The 17,097-nt window shown below is 65.5% G+C and carries 15 protein-coding genes; 3 read left to right on the top strand and 12 right to left on the bottom strand.

Annotated elements, in window-relative coordinates; all coding sequences use genetic code 11:
* The first annotated feature begins 52 nt into the window (after nucleotides 1–52).
* Entirely contained in the window at nucleotides 53–1,456 is a 1,404-nt protein-coding gene (locus QM797_RS08190) for an MDR family MFS transporter (RefSeq protein ID WP_283274790.1), read from the top strand.
* Between the two features lie 10 nt (nucleotides 1,457–1,466).
* A complete protein-coding gene (locus tag QM797_RS08185; protein ID WP_283274789.1) occupies nucleotides 1,467–2,033 on the top strand; it encodes a CG0192-related protein in 567 nt (188 codons plus the stop codon).
* Here the strand turns inward: QM797_RS08185 and QM797_RS08180 are convergent.
* From QM797_RS08180 to QM797_RS08170, 3 genes are read right to left on the bottom strand one after another with little or no spacing between them, the layout of a single operon-like run.
* On the bottom strand, nucleotides 2,030–3,085 hold the full coding sequence (locus tag QM797_RS08180; RefSeq protein ID WP_283274788.1) for an ABC transporter ATP-binding protein: 1,056 nt from the start codon (nucleotides 3,083–3,085) through the stop codon (nucleotides 2,030–2,032). The two genes, QM797_RS08185 and QM797_RS08180, sit on opposite strands and share 4 nt — an antisense overlap.
* The gene (locus QM797_RS08175) at nucleotides 3,082–4,650 is read right to left on the bottom strand and encodes an ABC transporter permease (RefSeq protein ID WP_283274787.1); all 1,569 of its coding nucleotides are present in this window, start codon (nucleotides 4,648–4,650) and stop codon (nucleotides 3,082–3,084) included. Before QM797_RS08175 ends, QM797_RS08180 begins: the two co-directional genes overlap by 4 nt.
* Nucleotides 4,651–4,653: 3 nt before the next feature.
* Complete coding sequence (locus QM797_RS08170) at nucleotides 4,654–5,697, bottom strand: iron ABC transporter substrate-binding protein (RefSeq protein WP_283274786.1); 1,044 nt, start codon at nucleotides 5,695–5,697, stop codon at nucleotides 4,654–4,656.
* 119 nt (nucleotides 5,698–5,816) lie between these two features.
* Between QM797_RS08170 and QM797_RS08165 the strand changes: the two genes are divergently transcribed.
* On the top strand, nucleotides 5,817–7,010 hold the full coding sequence (locus tag QM797_RS08165; RefSeq protein ID WP_283274785.1) for an FAD-dependent monooxygenase: 1,194 nt from the start codon (nucleotides 5,817–5,819) through the stop codon (nucleotides 7,008–7,010).
* Here the strand turns inward: QM797_RS08165 and QM797_RS08160 are convergent.
* From QM797_RS08160 to QM797_RS08120, 9 genes are all read right to left on the bottom strand, one after another.
* Complete coding sequence (locus QM797_RS08160) at nucleotides 7,007–7,900, bottom strand: siderophore-interacting protein (RefSeq protein WP_283274784.1); 894 nt, start codon at nucleotides 7,898–7,900, stop codon at nucleotides 7,007–7,009. The genes QM797_RS08165 and QM797_RS08160 overlap by 4 nt on opposite strands.
* Before the next feature lie 80 nt (nucleotides 7,901–7,980).
* Nucleotides 7,981–8,787, bottom strand: coding sequence for an ABC transporter ATP-binding protein (locus QM797_RS08155; protein WP_283274783.1), 807 nt, complete (start codon nucleotides 8,785–8,787; stop codon nucleotides 7,981–7,983).
* A 13-nt stretch (nucleotides 8,788–8,800) separates the two neighbouring features.
* Complete coding sequence (locus QM797_RS08150; protein ID WP_283274782.1) at nucleotides 8,801–9,865, bottom strand: FecCD family ABC transporter permease; 1,065 nt, start codon at nucleotides 9,863–9,865, stop codon at nucleotides 8,801–8,803.
* Entirely contained in the window at nucleotides 9,862–10,926 is a 1,065-nt protein-coding gene (locus tag QM797_RS08145; RefSeq protein WP_283274781.1) for an iron chelate uptake ABC transporter family permease subunit, read from the bottom strand. Before QM797_RS08145 ends, QM797_RS08150 begins: the two co-directional genes overlap by 4 nt.
* Nucleotides 10,927–10,931: 5 nt before the next feature.
* Nucleotides 10,932–12,203, bottom strand: a complete 1,272-nt coding sequence (locus QM797_RS08140) for a lysine N(6)-hydroxylase/L-ornithine N(5)-oxygenase family protein (protein ID WP_283274779.1) — start codon at nucleotides 12,201–12,203, stop codon at nucleotides 10,932–10,934.
* Nucleotides 12,200–12,616 carry an aspartate 1-decarboxylase gene (gene panD, locus QM797_RS08135; RefSeq protein ID WP_032376352.1) on the bottom strand — a complete coding sequence of 139 codons (417 nt, stop codon included), beginning with the start codon at nucleotides 12,614–12,616 and terminating at the stop codon, nucleotides 12,200–12,202. The genes QM797_RS08140 and panD overlap by 4 nt, the downstream gene beginning before the upstream one ends.
* The gene (locus QM797_RS08130; RefSeq protein WP_283274778.1) at nucleotides 12,616–13,962 is read right to left on the bottom strand and encodes a salicylate synthase; all 1,347 of its coding nucleotides are present in this window, start codon (nucleotides 13,960–13,962) and stop codon (nucleotides 12,616–12,618) included. The genes panD and QM797_RS08130 overlap by 1 nt, the downstream gene beginning before the upstream one ends.
* A 96-nt stretch (nucleotides 13,963–14,058) precedes the next feature.
* Entirely contained in the window at nucleotides 14,059–15,960 is a 1,902-nt protein-coding gene (locus QM797_RS08125) for a siderophore-interacting protein (protein ID WP_283274777.1), read from the bottom strand.
* A gap of 63 nt (nucleotides 15,961–16,023) precedes the next feature.
* Entirely contained in the window at nucleotides 16,024–17,094 is a 1,071-nt protein-coding gene (locus tag QM797_RS08120; protein ID WP_283274776.1) for an ABC transporter substrate-binding protein, read from the bottom strand.
* Nucleotides 17,095–17,097: the final 3 nt, after the last annotated feature.

The following is a 17,097-nucleotide window of genomic DNA, read 5'->3' as shown; positions in this document are numbered from 1 at the left end:
ACTATCTGGGCCGGTGGCGGCGGGGGTTCCGGTAGGCATCAGACTGGTAGCCGTGGCTACGAAAAACACGACGTCGGATGTTGGATTCCGCTCCGAACGCGGACCGGTACTGGTTGCGTTGATGCTCAGTACCTCTCTGGTCGCCCTCGACTCGACCATCATCGCCACAGCGGTGCTGTCCATCGTCGACGACCTGGGCGGGTTCACCCAGTTTCCGTGGCTGTTCTCCATCTATCTTCTGGCCCAGGCAGTATCGGTGCCGCTGTACGGAAAATTGGCCGACCTGTTCGGCCGAAAGAAGATCATGCTGTTCGGCATCGCGGTGTTTCTGCTCGGCTCGATTCTCTGCGGCCTGGCCTGGAGTATGCCCGCCCTGATCGCATTCCGGGCGGTGCAGGGTCTCGGCGCGGGTGCCGTGCAGCCGATGGCCATCACCATCGCCGGCGATATCTACACCCTGGCCGAGCGCGCCAAGGTGCAGGGCTACCTCGCCAGCGTATGGGCGATGTCCTCGGTACTCGGCCCGGCCCTCGGCGGTATCTTCTCCGAGTTCCTGACGTGGCGCTGGATCTTCTTCGTCAACATTCCGCTGTGCGGACTGGCCGCGGTGATGCTGTGGCGCAAGTTCGAAGAGGGAGCCGTGGAACGCACCAAGCCCAAGATCGACTACCTCGGGGCTGCCCTGCTCACCGTCGGCGCAACGATGGCGCTACTCGGTTTGCTGGAAGGCGGCCAGTCCTGGGCCTGGGATTCGCCGATCAGCATCGCGATCTTCGTAGTGGGCTTCCTGCTGCTGGGGGTCTTCGCCTGGGTGGAGTCCCGCGCCGAGGAGCCGATCCTGCCACTGTGGGTGTTCACCCGGCGCGTTCTGGTGGTCAGCAGCTTCATCTCGTTGCTCGTCGGCGCGCTGATTCTGGGGCTGACGTCCTACGTGCCGACATTCGTGCAAGGGGTGTTCGGCACCGGAGCCATCGTCGCCGGGTTCTCGCTGTCCACCCTGACTCTCGGTTGGCCGATCGCCGCATCTCAGTCCGGTCGGGTGTATCTGCGCTTCGGCTTCCGCACGACGGCAGTAGTCGGCGGTTCGATCGGGATCGTGGGTACGGCACTCACGACGCTGCTCGACGCCGAGTCGCAGATCTGGCACGTCGCCGCGATGTGCTTCGTCATCGGCCTCGGCATGGGGTTGATCGCAAGCCCCACGTTGATCGCCGCACAGTCGAGCGTCGATTGGGCAGAGCGGGGAGTCGTCACCTCCACCAATATGTTCGCCCGCTCCCTCGGTAGCGCGGTCGGCGTCGCGGTGTTCGGGGCGATAGTCAACGCGCGAGTGTCCGGGGATCCCGAACCCGAACAACTGTCCGACGCCATCCATCTGGTCTTCATCGGAGTGTTGGTGGCCGCCGTCCTGATGACCGTCGCAGCCGTACTGATGCCGAAACGTACAGCCCAGTAGCGTTCTCTACATGTCCATCATTCATCGCGCCACGCTCGTTCCCTCCAAATTGGACGCGATCGCAGCCTGGATTCCGACGCAGGACTGGTCGGCCGGTCGGGATATCACCAACCTCGAGGCCGTCGGCGCGTATCGTTTCGACGATCCGGCCGGAGTCGTCGGCGTCGAAACCCATCTTGTGCGTTCGGCGTCGGGCACGGTGTTTCAGGTCCCCCTGACCTACCGCAATGCTCCACTGAACGGAGCCGAGGCGTATTTCGTTGCCACGATGGAACATTCGGTGCTGGGCACACGCTGGGTGTACGACGGCGTCGGCGATCCGCTGTATGTGGCGGTGACCACCGCAGCCATCGTCGACGGTGCTGAACAGGCCGAACTGGTGGTGCACTCGCCCGACGGTTCTCGAACGGTACGTGAATCCACCACGCGGGTCCGGGGTACCGGTCGGCACTCGTCGGCGACACCCCGCCTGCATGTCCGTCGCGTCATCGACTCCACTGCCACCGAACTGCCGCACTTGTTCGGCACCTGGCCCGGCCAGGAGGATCCGATCCCGCTGGTGGAGTTGCGAAACTAGTCCGCAGAGCTCGCGAACCAATGCACCGGGGATGTCACCGAGACCGCGACAACGGTGCCCGGGGCAAATCGATCGGAGGTGCGGGCGATGACCCGAAGTCGCAGCCCGGTATCGCTGTGCCGCAGGGTCACCGAGGACTCGGGGCCGGTGAAGAACTCGTGCTCGACGACGAATGCGCCGTCCTCCGGATCCGAGACCACCAACTGTTCGGGGCGAAGCAAAACCTGCCCGTCTCCTGTTGCGCGAGTGGTGGTCTCGATTCGCCCGAGGATCGTCTCGGCGTAATCGCCGTGGCCCACCGCATCGACGAAGTACGCGTCGCCGACGAATCGCGCCACGGCGGGCGTGGCCGGCCGCTCGTACACCTGGCGCGGCGTGTCGACCTGGGCGCAGCGCCCGCTCAGCAGTACAGCGACACGATCCGCCGTGCCGAGTGCTTCGGCCCGATCATGGGTGACGAGGATCGACGCGGTCTTGCTGGCCTGCAACAACTCTCGTACGTCCTGCCTGATCGAGGTGCGCAGTCCTGCGTCGAGCGCGGCGAACGGCTCGTCCATCAGCACCACCGACGGAGCAGGAGCCAGCGCACGCGCCAAGGCGATGCGTTGCTGCTGACCACCCGAGAGTTCGCTGGGCTGGACCCCACCCGCGTCGGGCAGTCCGACGAGCTCGAGCATTTCGTCGACGCGTCGTGTCCGCTCCGCTCGACCGGACAGGTATGGCCGCAGAAACCTTGTGCGCAAACCGAATTCGATGTTTCGACGCACGGTCAGGTGCGGGAACAGGCCACCTTCCTGCGGCATCAGGCCTATCCCCCGCTTCTCCGGCGGGACCTGGACACGTCCGGCAACGGAGAGGTCCCGCCCGTCGGAGGTGATACGACCCGCGTCGATACGGTGCAGGCCCGCGATCGACCTCAGCAAAGTCGTCTTGCCGCAGCCCGAGGGGCCGAGCACGGCCAGCATCTCACCGTCGCTCAGATCGAGATCGATGCCGTGCAGCACCGTCGTACTGCCATAGGAGGCAACAAGACCGGAGATCACCGTACTCATGGCATTACCACTCGCTTCCGTGTCGAGCGCCCCAGCGCCCGGGTCAGAACGATCGTCGGAACCACGGAGATCACGATCAGCGCCACGGCGTAGGGAGCCGCCTCGCCGTATCGGAACGCCTCGGTGGTGGACCACAGCGTGGTCGCGAGGGTATCGACTCCGCGTGGGCGCAGCATCAGGGTTGCCGGCAGTTCCTTGGCGACGGTCAGGAACACCAGTGCGGCCCCGGCAGCGATGCCCGGTGCTGCGACGGGAATCGTCACCCGAAGGTCGGTGCGCACGCGTCCGGCACCGAGCGTGCGCGACACATCTTCGAGCACAACCGGAGTGGCGTCGATGACGGCCCTGGTGCTACCGACGGCCAACGGCAGGAACAGCACCACGTACGCCAGCACCAGCAACACCGCGGTCTGGTAGAACGACGGCAGGAACCTGATTCCGAGAAACACCGTGGCGAGTCCGACGGTGATACCCGGGAGTCCGTGCGCGATGTACGTCGACAACTCGGCGGTGCGGGCACTTCGGGAGGTGGATCTGGCCGCGAAGAGAGCGACCGGCAACGCGAGCACGGCTACCACCATAGCGGCGGTCGCCGAATACTGAACTGTCTTGGCGCTGACCGCCAGCACGTCCGACCAGTCGACGGTGAAGCGCAACGATCGGCTGAGCCATCGCGCCAGCGCGAGAATCGGCACGAGCACCGAAATGCTCAGTGCTGCAACGACGACAGCAACAGCTGGAATGCGCCACCGGCCGAGGGCGATCGGCTCCGCGGTTCGGTCGGTACCCGATCCCACGCGCGCCGTGGCCCCGCGTCGAGCACGCCGTTCGAGGAGGGTCAGCACCAACGCACCCACCACGAGCACCAGCCCGAGGACGGCCGCCGCGGTACGGTCGAGCCCGCCGCGGTAAGCACTGTAGATGCCGAGAGTGAAGGCGTCGTACCGCATCAGCGCAACCGCCCCGAAGTCACTGATGGTGTACAGCGCCACCAGAAGTGCACCTGCTGCCGCTGCCGGAACGACGCGACGGCACTCGACGGTCAACGCGGTGCGCACCGCCCCGCGGCCGAGGGTGCGGGACACTTCGGCCAACGACGGGTCCGCGGTGGCGAACGCCGCGGACACCGGCAACATCACCAGCGGGAAGCACGACAGCGTCAGCACCAGAGCAGCGCCGGAAAATCCTGCAAGTGAAGGAAATTCGGCAATCCACAGATAGCCGGACACGTACGACGGGATGGCCAACGGTGCCGCGAGGATCATCGAGAAGATGCGTCGACCCGGTAGATCGGTCCGCACGGTCAACCAGGCCAGCATCGTCCCCACCACGACGGAGGCGACCACCACGGTGAGCGCGAGTGTGGCCGTCCGGACGACGAGATCGAGGGTGCGTTGCCGCAGGAGCAGTCGCAGTACTTTCTCGGTACCACCGTCGAACGCTCGAACGAACAGGTACACCAAGGGTGTCAGCGTCAGCGCTCCCACGCACAACGCGGCCGTCCCGAGAACGGGACGACCGCCGAAGTGGCACCGCCGAAGCGGCTGGAGTGCAGACGCGAACACCGACTAGATGATTCCGACGTCGGTGAGCAGGGTCTGGGTGGCTTCGAGGGACGAGAGCCGGCCCAGATCGAGATCGGTCGAGCCCAGGTCGGACAGCGGCGGCAGGTCGTAGTCCGAGGTGACGCCGTCGATGACGGGGTACTCGGCGGTCTCGTTCGCGAAGTAGGTCTGCGATTCGGTCGAAAGCAGCTCACGGACGAAGTCGAATGCGGCCTCCTGGTTGTCCGACGCAGCCAGCACACCGGCACCGGCGACATTGATCAGTGCGCCGGGATCGCCGGGCTCGAAGTAGTGCAGCTCGACGGGCGCGTCGGCACCGTTCTCGTCCTTGAACGGGTACCAGTAGTAGTGATTGAGCAGGCCGGTCGAGACCTGTCCATCGTTGACGGCGGTCAGCAGCGGGCCGTTGCCCTCGAACGCGACGGGCTCGTTGGCGACGAATCCTTCGAGCCACGTGCGAGCACCGTCCTCACCGCGCTGCACGCGCAGGGCAGTGACGAAGGCCTGGAACGACGCGTTGGTCGGTGCGTAGCCAATCTGTCCGCGCCAGCGGGGATCGAGCAGTCCGTCGATGCCGGTCGGCAGGTCTACTGCCTGCACCGAATCGGAGTTGTAGGCCAGCACGCGGGCCCGTGCAGAGGTGGCGACCCAGGTGCCGTCGGTGCCGCGGTACTGCTCGGGGACGAGCGAGAGGATGTCCTCGGGCAGCGGCGCGAGTGCGCCCGCCTCGTCGAGAGCACCGAGGGCGCCTGCATCCTGTCCGTAGAAGACGTCGGCCGGCGTCGCGTCGCCCTCTTCGAGGATCTTCGCGGCCTGGGCGTTGGTATTGCCCGAGTAGTCGACCTCGATACCGCCGCCGATGCGCTCGATCAGCGGGTCGACGAGCTCTTCACCGCGGCCGGAGTACACCACCAACGCGGTGTCTGCGGTGGCGGATTCGGAGGTGGACGTGCCTTCGTCGGAAGAGCTATCCGAGCTGCAGGCCACGAGACCGAGGGCGAGGGTTGCGCTGCACGAGAGCAGCGCCAGACGGCGAACGGTGAACACGGTTCTCCTGACGAAAACGGGTTATTCGGACAATTTGATGAAAGTACACCACCAAGGTGAGGCTCAGCTACTTTCCCCTTCCGGGTTGAACGACAACCCGCCCGGGCATTACCGCCCTCATGACTTCTCGCGTGCTCGTCACCGGTGCCAGCATCGCCGGACCCACCGTGGCCTTCTGGCTCGACAAGGCCGGTTACGACGTCACCGTCGTCGAACGCGCTCCGCACTTGCGGCACGGAGGCCAGAACATCGACGTTCGTGGATCGGGCCGCGAGGTGCTGCGACGGATGGGCTTGGACGCAACGTTGCTCGCCAACGGCACCACCGAGAAGGGCACCCGATTCGTCGACGAGAACGACGCCACCATCGCCGCTTTCCCGGTCGGCGACGGCTCCCACGACGGACCGACTGCGGAGTTGGAAATTCTGCGCGGCGAGTTCGCTCGGATTCTCGTCGAATCAGCCGGTCCGCGAACCGAATACCGGTACGGCGATAGCGTCGTCGGCGTGGCTCAGGATGCCGACGGCGTGGATGTCACGTTCGCGTCGAACGCATCGCAGAGGTTCGATCTCGTCCTGTTTGCCGACGGAATCCGTTCCAGCAGCAGGGAACTGGCATTTCCCGCCGAAGCGGAGACCACGCCGGTCGGCCTCTACACCGCTTACGGGGTGTTGCCGAAGGGCCCGAGCGACGACGGCTGGTGGCGTTGGTGCAACGCCCCCGGATCCAGAGTCGCCAATATTCGCCCGGACAACCTCGGCACGACGCGTTTCAGCCTGTCCTGGGTGTCCGACGACGGCGGGTACGAAGGCGCATCCACCGAACAGGTGATCACCGCCTTGCGGGCGAAGTTCGCCGACGTCGGCTGGGAAGTGCCCAGAATCCTGAATTCGCTCGGACCGGATTCTGAGCTCTACGTCGACTACCTCGCGCAGGTGAAGGCCCCGCGCTGGTCGAACGGCAGAATCGGAATGCTCGGCGACGCCGCCTGGTGCGCGACACCGGTGAGCGGCATGGGCACCACGTTGTCGGTCACCGGTGCCTACGTCCTCGCCGGCGAACTCGCCCGGGCCGAGGACCATCGCGCCGGCTTCGAAGCCTTCGAGACGCGGATGCGGCCGTTCGTCGAGCAGGCTCAGAAGCTGCCGCCCGGCGTACCTCGCATCGCGCATCCGAAAACCGCTGCGGGAGTGGCCGCATTTCGCGGGGTACTCCGTCTGGCCGGATCGAAACCTGTGCAGGCCGTCACCAGCAAGTTCCTCGGTCCCGACGCGGCGACGCTGGAGCTGCCGAACTACGTATTCCGGAGTTAGAGCCCGACCCGCTCGAGCAGCGCATCGAATGCCTCACTGGCTTCTTGCTCGGTGCGGCCGGATTCGATGACTCCGTTGTACACCGCCAGCGCTTCCTCCTGGTACTGCTTGTACTTCTCGAGCCACTTCTCGGAATCTGCCCGCCAGTATCCGATGATGTCGAAATGCGCTATGTCGTAGCCCAATTCCTTACGGAAGTACTTACGCACCCGACGGGAGGACGACGCCTCCCCGGCGAACCACACGTAGCCGCGTCCTTCGGGTAATGGGTATGCCAGTGCGGCGTCGTCGAGAACGCTTGCGCTGTCTCCGTTTCCGGAACCGATACGCCAATCGAATGTGACGTCGGCCGGGGTTTCGAAGGATTGGATATCTCCGCGCTCGAGCACCTCGACAATGGCGTGGGCCTTCGCACCGGCGGGCAACTGCTCGACGAGCCGGCCGAGTGCCGGCAAACCGGTCATGTCGGCGACCAGCAGCAGCCATTCGACGTCGGCGGGAGGTGAATACCAGGATCGCGGACGCGTGAACAGCACCGTCTGCCCCGGGGTGGCCTGCTGCGCCCAGGTTGCCGCGACGCCACCCTCGTGTGCGAAGAAGTCGACGGTCAATTCACCGCGCGCCTCGTCCAGGCGGCGAATGGTGTAGTTGCGGCCCTCCGGTGCGTCGTCCAGCCCGTGGAACCACCACAGGCCGCCGACCTCGGTCATCGGTGGCGGCTTCGTCTCGCCCGCCCGAGGAAAATAGACGCCGACACATTCGTCGGGCACCCCGAGTGTGCGGTAGCCGGCGACATGCTCGCCGCCGAACGTCACGCGCACCATGTGCACCGTGAGTCGTTCCACCGCAACGACGTCGGCGTAGTAGAAGCCACGCGGTTGTTCACTCATCTTCGTCCTCGATACATATCTCGTCGTTTTCTCGAGAAAACCTTCAGGCTGGCTCGGCGGCCGTCTTGTTCGATTCTAAACTAAGCCTTGCCTAGCTTGCGACCAACCACCTTGGGAATCACCAACGGAGTGTGTGATTCCGGATCGTCGATGATGCGGCACGGCAGTCCGAACACCGACTCGACCAACTCTGCGGTGACGATCTCCGCAGGCGGACCTTGCGTGACCACGGCACCGTCGTTCATCGCGATGATGTGATCGGCGTACCTGCACGCGTGATTGAGGTCATGCAGCACCGCGACCAGAGTATTGCCGTTCTCGCGGGGCAGTGTGGCCAACAAGTCGAGAAGCTCGATCTGGTGCGCGATGTCGAGGAATGTCGTGGGCTCGTCCAAGAGCAACAGCGGTGTCTGTTGCGCGAGAACCATTGCCACCCACACTCGTTGCTGCTGTCCACCGGACAGCTCGTCGACCTGCCGGGCCGACAACGACGTCACGCCGGTGGCGTCCATGGCCAGGACCACCGCGGCCTCGTCTGCCGTGGACCACTGCCGGATCAACTTCTGATGCGGATATCGTCCTCGCGCAACGAGATCGGCCACCGAGATACCGTCGGGGGCGATCGAGGTCTGGGGTAACAGGCCGAGGCGTCGCGCCACTTCCTTGGCCGGATACGACGCGATTGCCTTGCCGTCCAGCAGAACGGCTCCGCGGGAGGGCTTCAGCAGCCGCGAGAGTGCTCGCAACAGCGTCGATTTGCCGCAGGCGTTGGGCCCGACGATAACGGTGAACTTGCCGTCGGGAATCGCGACGGTCAAGTTCTCGATGATCACGCTCTTGTCGTATCCGACCGTGATCGCGTCTGCGTGCAACCGAGGCTCGGTCATAGCTTTCTCCAAGTCACTGCTTTCTCCCTTCACGAGCCAGCAACCACACGAAATATGCGCCTCCGACCGACACGGTCACGACACCGACCGGCAGCTGAGTCGGGGCGAAGACACGCTGTGCGACAACGTCACCGACCACGAGCAGCAGCGCCCCCATGCAGGCCGCAGGTACCATCGCCACTCCCGATGTGCCGGTGAGCCTGCGCGCAAGTTGCGGCGCGGCGAGCGCGACGAACGAGATGGGTCCCGCGGCCGCAGTGACCAGTGCGATCAACGCTACGCCCAGAAAAACCAGCATCAGACGCGTCGGTTCGGCGCGCACCCCGAGCGCTCGTGCCGCGTCGTCCCCCATCTCCAGCATCGGTAGCCGACGCGACAACACGGCCAGGCACGGGGCGATGACGGCCGACACAGCCAGCGCGGGCCACACCTGCGCCCACCCCAACCCGTTGAGACTGCCCGCGCCCCAGACGGCGGCCGCGATCGCTTCGGCCAGATCGGCCTTGACGACCAGCCAGGTGTTGATCGAGGCCAACATCGCGCTGACACCGATCCCGACGATGATCAGCCGAAAGCCCTGCACCCCGCGCTTGTATGCGAGTAGATACACCGCCGCGGCCGTGGCCAGTCCGCCCACGAGCGCGCCCGCTCCAGTCTGGTAGTAACCACCACCGAGGGTGAGGATGACGACGAGCGCGCCGGTGTACGCGCCGGTGGCGAATCCGATGATGTCCGGGCTACCCAACGGATTGCGCGTCAAGGATTGAAAGACCGCACCGGATACGCCGAGGGCGGCTCCGAACAGGAAAGCCAGGACCACCCGAGGAAACCGCCACTCCATGACGATGATCTCGGTGATGCGCGAGGAGTCGCCGAACACCGCGGCGAGCACCTCGTTCGGCGGAATGTAGTAGTCGCCGGTGCCGACCGCAACGACGGCGACCACTGCAGTCACCAGCAGCAGTGCAGCGCAGACAGCCACCGTTCGGATGTCGATTCGACCGTCGATCCGATCACGCAATCGAACGATCCACAACCGCCGCCCGAAGTCCACGTTCCCGCGCTGCCCCGGGGTCACAGTCCGCTCGCCTTTTTGCGGCGGACCAGCACGATCAGTACCGGAGCGCCGACGAATGCGGTGACTATGCCCACCTGAAGCTCGCCCGGCCGAATCACGATGCGCCCCACCACGTCGGAGAGCAGCAGGAGCCCCGGTGCCGCGAACACCGTGTAGATCAGAATCCAGCGCTGATCCGGCCCGACGAACCACCGCACCATGTGCGGGATCATCAGTCCGACGAATCCGATGGGCCCGGCCGCAGCGGTCGCGGCGCCGGCGAGCAGAGTCACCGCGACGACACCGATGATGCGCGCACGAATCACTCGTGCCCCCAACGACTGCGCCAGATCGTCACCGAGGGCGATCGCGTTGAGCGGACGTGCGACGAGGGCGGCCAGCAACAGTCCGAGAGCCATGAACGGGGCAGTCGTGATCGCAATGTTCGGGTCGCGCCCGGCCAATGATCCCGCGCTCCAGAACCGCATCCTGTCGAAGGCGTCCGGGTCGAGGAGCAGCATGCCCGAGGTGATGCCGCCGAGTACCGCACCGAGCGCAATTCCGGACAGCGTCAGGCGAATCGGCGTTGCGCCCGCTCGCCCCATCGAGCCCAATGCGTACACCGCGACCGCGGCGAGCGCGGCACCGGCGAACGCGAACCAGATGTAGGAGTCGATACCGGTGAAGCCCAGCACACCGACGGCGATCGCAACGAAGAATGCCGCTCCGGCATTGACACCCAGGATGCCCGGGTCGGCCAGAGGATTTCGCGTCATCGCCTGAATCAGTGCACCGGCAACCCCGAGCGCGGCTCCGACGAGAAGCCCGAGAACCGTTCTCGGAAGCCGTAGTTCGCGGACGATCACGGAGTCGGTCGACCCGTCGGGAAAAAACAGGCCGTGCCACACCGAACCGAGGGGAATGTACTCGGTACCCACCGCGATACTCACCAGGCACAGCGCGGCGAGGATTCCGATGACGACGAACAACCCCGCGGCCCGCCGCGCATTCGTGCGAGCGAGACCGACGACTTCAGCCGGAACGCCTCGCTGTTCCGACTCGTCGCCCACGCTCGTCCGCACCCGATTCACACCACCGTTCGCACCCTCGTGCTCACGGCGGACTTCACGATCTCACCGCTGCGAACAGCGATGTTGGACAACAACGACGAGGTCAGACCGTGCGTGTGCTCGGTCCCGCCCTGCAGATAGATCGACCCTGCGCTCGGTTCACGCATGACGAGCCGATAGTCCCGCGTCACGCGCGGACCGCAAGTGTCGAACTCGACGGCGTCGAACAGCGGACCGAGGATCTCGGGGAGATCGAGGGACGTGAAGCCGGTGGCATAGACGACAGCGTCGCACAGTACGTCCTCGGTCAGCCCAGTAGGGCCGTGCTCGACGGCAGCCCGAATGCCGGACGGCTCCTCGACGGCGCCGACCAATCGAGATGCTCCGTGCACGAACAGCCTGCGCTCCCCGCTGACCCGTTCGGCGTACTCACGCGCGTACAGCTCTTCGATCAGCGGCAGATCGACCGCGGAATAGTTCGTGCCGCGGTGGTACTGCAGCAACTGATCACGCAGCGTGTGCGACGACGAATAGAAGTCGTCCACGGCCGTCGGATCGAAGATGCGATTGGCGTAGGGGCTGTCGTCGGCCGGGCTGTACCCGTACTTGCGGAGCACCGCGTGCACCGAGGAATCGCGGTAGGTCGAGTGCAGGTAGTCCACCACCTCGGCAGCGCTCTGCCCGGCACCGACGACGACGAACGTGCGATGCGTCCGCGACGGCAGTCGGCCCAAGTGCCCGAGTAGGTCGTGATTGTGGAACTGCCGCGCCGACGCGGTCACCCCATCGGGCAGGGTGGCTGTCAAACCGCCGGCCAGCACAATGTTTCGACCTCGCACGGTGCCGCTTCGTCGGCCCTCGGTGCGGACGCCGAAACCGTCACCGGTGTCGACGATATCGACCGCTCGGGTGCCGTAGTGCACCGTCGCGTCGACCTTGCCTGCGGCCCACGACAGGTAGTCGTGGAATTCGAGCCGGCTCGGGAAGAACGTCTGCAGATTGATGAAGTGATTGAGCCTGCCCTGCTCGGACAGGTAGGCCAGAAACGTGTACTCGCTGCTGGCGTTGCGCTGGGTAGCGAGGTCCTTGAGGAACGAGATCTGCATCGTCGTCCCCGGCAACAACATTCCGGGATGCCAGGCGAACTCGTCCTTGGACTCGATGAAGCACGAGGTCAGCCGCTCGGCCGGCGCGCACGTTCGGTTGTGTTCCTCGATCGCGATGGCCAGACCGAGATTGGACGGCCCGAATCCGACTCCGACGATGTCGTAGTTCTCGTGCGAGGTCATCGAACGCTCGCCCCCGACATCTGATCGAGAGCGCCCGGAACCGGCTCGGACGGGTCGACGCCGAGGGCCACGATCTCGTTGGCAGAGTCGACGTGCACCACCGAGGGACTGTGCGCCGACAGCTCCGAATCTTCCACCTGCCGGAACGACATGATGATCACCAGGTCGCCCGGGGACACCAGATGCGCTGCGGCACCGTTGATCCCGATGACGCCGGACCCGGGGTGCCCTTCGATCACGTACGTCACCAGGCGCGCTCCGTTGGTGATGTCGACGACATGGACCTGTTCACCCTCGATCAGATCGGCAGCGTGCATCAGAGTGGAGTCGATAGTGATCGAGCCCACGTAGTGCAGATCGGCATGAGTGACTGTGGCGCGGTGGATCTTTCCACCCAACATGGTGCGGTGCATCAGGCGTCTTCCTCCTTCTTGCGGACGAGATATGGGGCAACGCTGGCGAGCTTCTCGCAGGTTTCGTCGAATTCGCGATCGGGTGTCGACTGGCCGACGATGCCGGCGCCGGCACGCAGCCACGCCGATCCGCGTTGCTCGTAGACGGCTCGAAGCACCAGCGCCGCTTCGAGTTCCCCCGTCGACGATGCCTTCACGACGGCACCCGAGTACAGACCACGGGGCGGGTCGTCGAGCCTCCCGATCGCCTCGATGGCCTCTCGTTTGGGAATTCCCGACGCCGTGACGGCCGGGAACAGCGCCCCGAAGGCGTCCCAGCAGGACAGGTCCTCACGCAGGCGTGCCCGCACGGTCGAGGCGAGGTGTTGGACGCTTCCGCGCTCGCGCACGCTCATGAAGTCCGAGACCGCGGTCGACCCTGGGCGCGCGATGGATTCGAGCTCCTCGAACGAGGTACGAACGGAAACAGCGTGTTCGGTGATCTCCTTGGGATCCTGCTCGAGATCGGTCTTCGCGGCGGAGTCGGCCTCGGAGCCGAGACCGAAGGCCCGCGTGCCGGCCAGCGGTTCGGTGGTGACTACGCCGTGCGCGTCGACGGAGGCCACCAACTCCGGGCTGAAACCGGCTGCGCGCAGGTCGCCCAGGTGCAGCAGAAACGAGCGAGCCGGGGTGTTCGCTGCTCGCCCGGCCCGGTAGGTGCCCGGCATGTCCAGATCGAACGGAATGCGCACCGTGCGAGAGAGAATGACCTTGGCGTAGTCACCGCGGTGAATTTCCGTGACGGCCTGCCGTACCCGACCGCGATAGTCGTCGAGATCGCCGCCGACATCGAGCGAATGCACTGTCGGCGACTCCTCGGCGGAGGCGGCCGCGAGTACGGCCAGCACATCGGCGCGGTCCTTCTCGCTCCCGGTCACCTCGACGTCGTGGTGGTCGGCACCGAATCGGACCTCGACGCGGGGCACGACCAGATGGCCGAGCACCTCGTCGGAGTCGCACGAGCCCGTCACACCGTGCAGGTGCGCCGCGAACCCGAATCCGACAAAACCGTACGCGTTCCAGGATTCTCGGGTCAGACCGTCGCAGGCCTCACGCAACGCCGTCGACGGATTACCGGACCACCGACGCACCGTCGGCTCGCCGCTCCCCCACGTGGTCGTGACGACATCCGGTTGCAGGACGATGCGAGCGACCACGCCGCCCGCGAACACCCAGCGTCCTCTGTCCTCGTACACGACGTACTCGTCGAACAAGCCGGACTCGGCCAATGTGACCACCGTCTGCAATCCGTGCTGCAGGATGGTCGCCTCGGCCGTGCCCGACGCCGTTTCTTCGACAACGGTCATTGTGTGTGCACTCCTGACGGTGATTCGGTCCCAAGACCGCGCATCGCGCGCAACCGACATGCTCGAGGCATTGCTGCGCGCCTTCGATAGGCAACGCTAACCTAACTGGCCCTGGCGCACAACGGCTTCGGGCGCACGCTGCAGGTCGAGGACCGCGATACCCCAACCGACGAGACGAGACGCGGTCACCGCCAGGCCTGCTGCGGTTGCGACCGCTTCGAACTCGGCTCTGGTTCGCACTCCACTGCCATGCATACAGAGCATCAACAGATCGAACTCGGCCTGATCCTCGTTGATCGCTCCATCGTCCGACAGGCGTTCCACCACAATCAGTTTCCCGCTCTCGGACAGGCCTCCTGCCGCGCTCGCCAGCAGCAACGCCAGATCGTCGTCGCTGTAGTGGCCGGTGACCTCGAGCAACAGGTATGCGTCGAACCCACCCGTGGGGTTGGTGCGCGGTTCGGACACGACACTCTGAGCGCATTCGGTCACCTGTCCGTGCAGTTCCGGCCACTTCTGCAGATCGCGTCGGACGAGGTCGAGTTCGCTGGGTAATCCGAGAACGGTTGCCGACATCGCGTCGTGCCCGGTCAGGATCGAGCCGAGCACCACCCCGGATGCGGCACCGGTCACCGCCAACGTCGCCACGCCGTCGAACGAATAATCCTGTACCAGAGCAGGACCCAGGAATGCAGCCTCGTCTGCAATGTGGTTGTGGTGCAATTCCGTCAGCCGAGGCGAGCCGGCGAGGTCCTCGCTCAACGTCTTGCCGGTCAGCAGGCTCGCGCTGGCAGCGCCGGTGCGCAGGCTCTCGACGAGTCCGGTGATGGACAATTCCACTCGCGCCTCGATGCCGTCGAAATCCAGCCAGTGCGAAATCCAGTCGTCACCGAGCATGGCTTCACCGATATCGGCCAGGATCACACCACCGTCCGAATCCTCGGTGAGCACGTCGACGGCCCGCAGGTAGCGGACGAATTTTGCCAAGGCTCGCGTATCGGTGCCCGTGGCCGTGGCCAGTTCGTCGACGGTGCGTATGCCGCGGGAGACATGCAACGGGATGCGCAACGTGTTGGCGGCCCTGATCGCGAAGGGGGAGAACATCTCCGCTCGTTCGGCGAGCCTGTCGAACGGCTCGGATTCGCTGGCGTTCAGATCGGGAACTTCCGGATCGTCCGCGCGGGTGAGAACCTCTGCGCGACGCCAGTAGCCGGTGACCTCGACCATCTCCGGCGGCATGGCGCGATCCTCGCGCAGGTATCGCCTGATTCCTTTGAGTGTTGTGGATTCGCCTGCTACCCAGGCGAACACGGTTCCCTCCCACCAGGGCGCACTACGCACGGCTGTTTCCAGCAGGTCTCCGGTGCCTGCAACCGCGCCGTCGCGGTGGACCCAGGTGATCTCGGCGTCGGCGGCCGTCGGCAGCGGTAGTTCTCGCTCGGCGTCGGCCACCTCGACGACGACCCGGATTCGCTCACCGGCTCCGGCTTCGTCGAGATAGCGCGCGATGGCCGGCAACGCGGTCTCGTCGCCGACGAGCAGCACCCAATCCACCTCGGCGGGTGCGTGACCCGAGCGCACCGGACCGAGCAGTGGGATGGAATCACCCACGGCGCAGCGACGCCCCCACGTCGACGCGATCCCGGTGTCGTGGGTGACGAAATCGAGAGTCAGTTCGGCAGTCTCGGCATCGACGCTGCGCACGGTGTAGTTGCGAGTCAGCGGCCGCGGCTCCCGCGGCCACTCCACCGTGCGCTCGTGTTGCACCGGTAGAGCCATCGTGCCGTGGTCGTCGAGCGGGAAGAACAAGCGGACGAAGTCGTCGAATCCCTCGCTACGCAGCGCCGGAAAGTCGAATCCGTCTCGCGAGAAGTCCCGCAGCTGCGGCCCACCCAACACGATCCTGCGCATTCCCGAACTGAGTTGCCGTGTCTCGATCACCGAGGCCGTTCGGATGACTTCGGGAAAGACGACCTGAAGTCGATGAGACCTTGCCACGGTGAAACACGCTCCTTCGCGAAAATGCAGATGTGTGGTGCGTCGGGTGGGCCTGCGCTCGGATCAGCCCTGGACGTTCTCGGCGGCGGTGTTCAGCGCCGATGCCACGTCGTCGAGGATGTACGGAATGGTCAGCACCGTCAGACCACCGAACGCGAAGTTCTTGTCGGCACTGAGACTTTCGGTCGACGCGGTACGACCCTGCGCCAGCACGGGCTGCGAGGCCACAGCCGGTTCGACCAGGAAGCCGCCGAGCGATTCCTTGTCGTAGGCGACGACGAACAACACATCCGACGTCAGCAGAGAGGCCTGCTCGAGACTGAGCTCGAAGTACACGGCCTCGGGATCCTTGGCCGGGTCGGCCTCTTGGATGGTGGGTTCGTTCACCAGCCCGAGCTGTTCGAGGAACTCGACACGGACGTCGTCGTCCTTGCTGACGGCGAACGTGCCGGGCGCGTTGGGAAGCGCGATCGTGACCGTCTTGCCCTGCAGCGCCGGGTACTTCGCGGCCGCGTCGGAGATGGAGCTCTCGACTCCGGCCACCAGATCTGCGGCCTCCTTCTCCTTGCCGAGGGCCTTGCCCGCGATGGTGAGCTGGTCTTCCCAGGATGTCGTCCACTGCTCGTCCGGGTACGCGACGACCGGTGCGATGTCGGAGAGCTTGTCGAACTCGTCCTGGGTCAATCCCGAGTACGGGGCGAAGATCAGATCGGGGGCGGCAGCGGCGAACTGCTCGACGGGTACCGCTCCGGTTCCGTCGCCGGAGAGCAGCGTGGGGGTCTCGCCGCCGAGGTCGGCGAGCGCCGTGGCGTCCCACTGCAAGATGCCGCGGTCGTCCGCTCCGTACTGTGCGCCGTCGAAGGTCGGCATGGCGACGGGCACGACACCGAGGGCGAGAATGGCGTCCTGGTTGGACCAACCCCAGGTGGCGATCCGCTTCGGAGCCTCGGGAATGGTCGCGGATCCGAGTGCGGAATCGATGGTGACCGGAAATGCAGATTCCTGCGCGGCGGTGGTGGACTCGGTTGCAGGCGCTTCCTCGGTACTGCTGCAGCCGGCGGCGAGAGCGATGGTGAGCCCTCCGGCGAGCGCAATCGACGCGGCGCTCCTCATCCACTTCGTACGAACCTTCATCGT

The organism is Rhodococcus sp. IEGM 1381 (genome assembly GCF_030056795.1).
In the GTDB taxonomy this organism is placed as follows: domain Bacteria; phylum Actinomycetota; class Actinomycetes; order Mycobacteriales; family Mycobacteriaceae; genus Rhodococcoides.
This window is presented reverse-complemented; position numbering and strand designations above follow the sequence as displayed.

What these genes read in the sequence shown, in the direction of transcription:
- QM797_RS08160 (WP_283274784.1), bottom strand. Translation starts at nt 7,900, where the DNA reads ATGAGTGAACAACCGCGTGGCTTCTACTACGCCGACGTCGTTGCGGTG.
- QM797_RS08185 (WP_283274789.1), top strand. Translation starts at nt 1,467, where the DNA reads ATGTCCATCATTCATCGCGCCACGCTCGTTCCCTCCAAATTGGACGCG.
- QM797_RS08140 (WP_283274779.1), bottom strand. Translation starts at nt 12,203, where the DNA reads ATGACCTCGCACGAGAACTACGACATCGTCGGAGTCGGATTCGGGCCG.
- QM797_RS08120 (WP_283274776.1), bottom strand. Translation starts at nt 17,094, where the DNA reads ATGAAGGTTCGTACGAAGTGGATGAGGAGCGCCGCGTCGATTGCGCTC.
- QM797_RS08180 (WP_283274788.1), bottom strand. Translation starts at nt 3,085, where the DNA reads ATGAGTACGGTGATCTCCGGTCTTGTTGCCTCCTATGGCAGTACGACG.
- QM797_RS08155 (WP_283274783.1), bottom strand. Translation starts at nt 8,787, where the DNA reads ATGACCGAGCCTCGGTTGCACGCAGACGCGATCACGGTCGGATACGAC.
- QM797_RS08130 (WP_283274778.1), bottom strand. Translation starts at nt 13,962, where the DNA reads ATGACCGTTGTCGAAGAAACGGCGTCGGGCACGGCCGAGGCGACCATC.
- panD (WP_032376352.1), bottom strand. Translation starts at nt 12,616, where the DNA reads ATGCACCGCACCATGTTGGGTGGAAAGATCCACCGCGCCACAGTCACT.
- QM797_RS08165 (WP_283274785.1), top strand. Translation starts at nt 5,817, where the DNA reads ATGACTTCTCGCGTGCTCGTCACCGGTGCCAGCATCGCCGGACCCACC.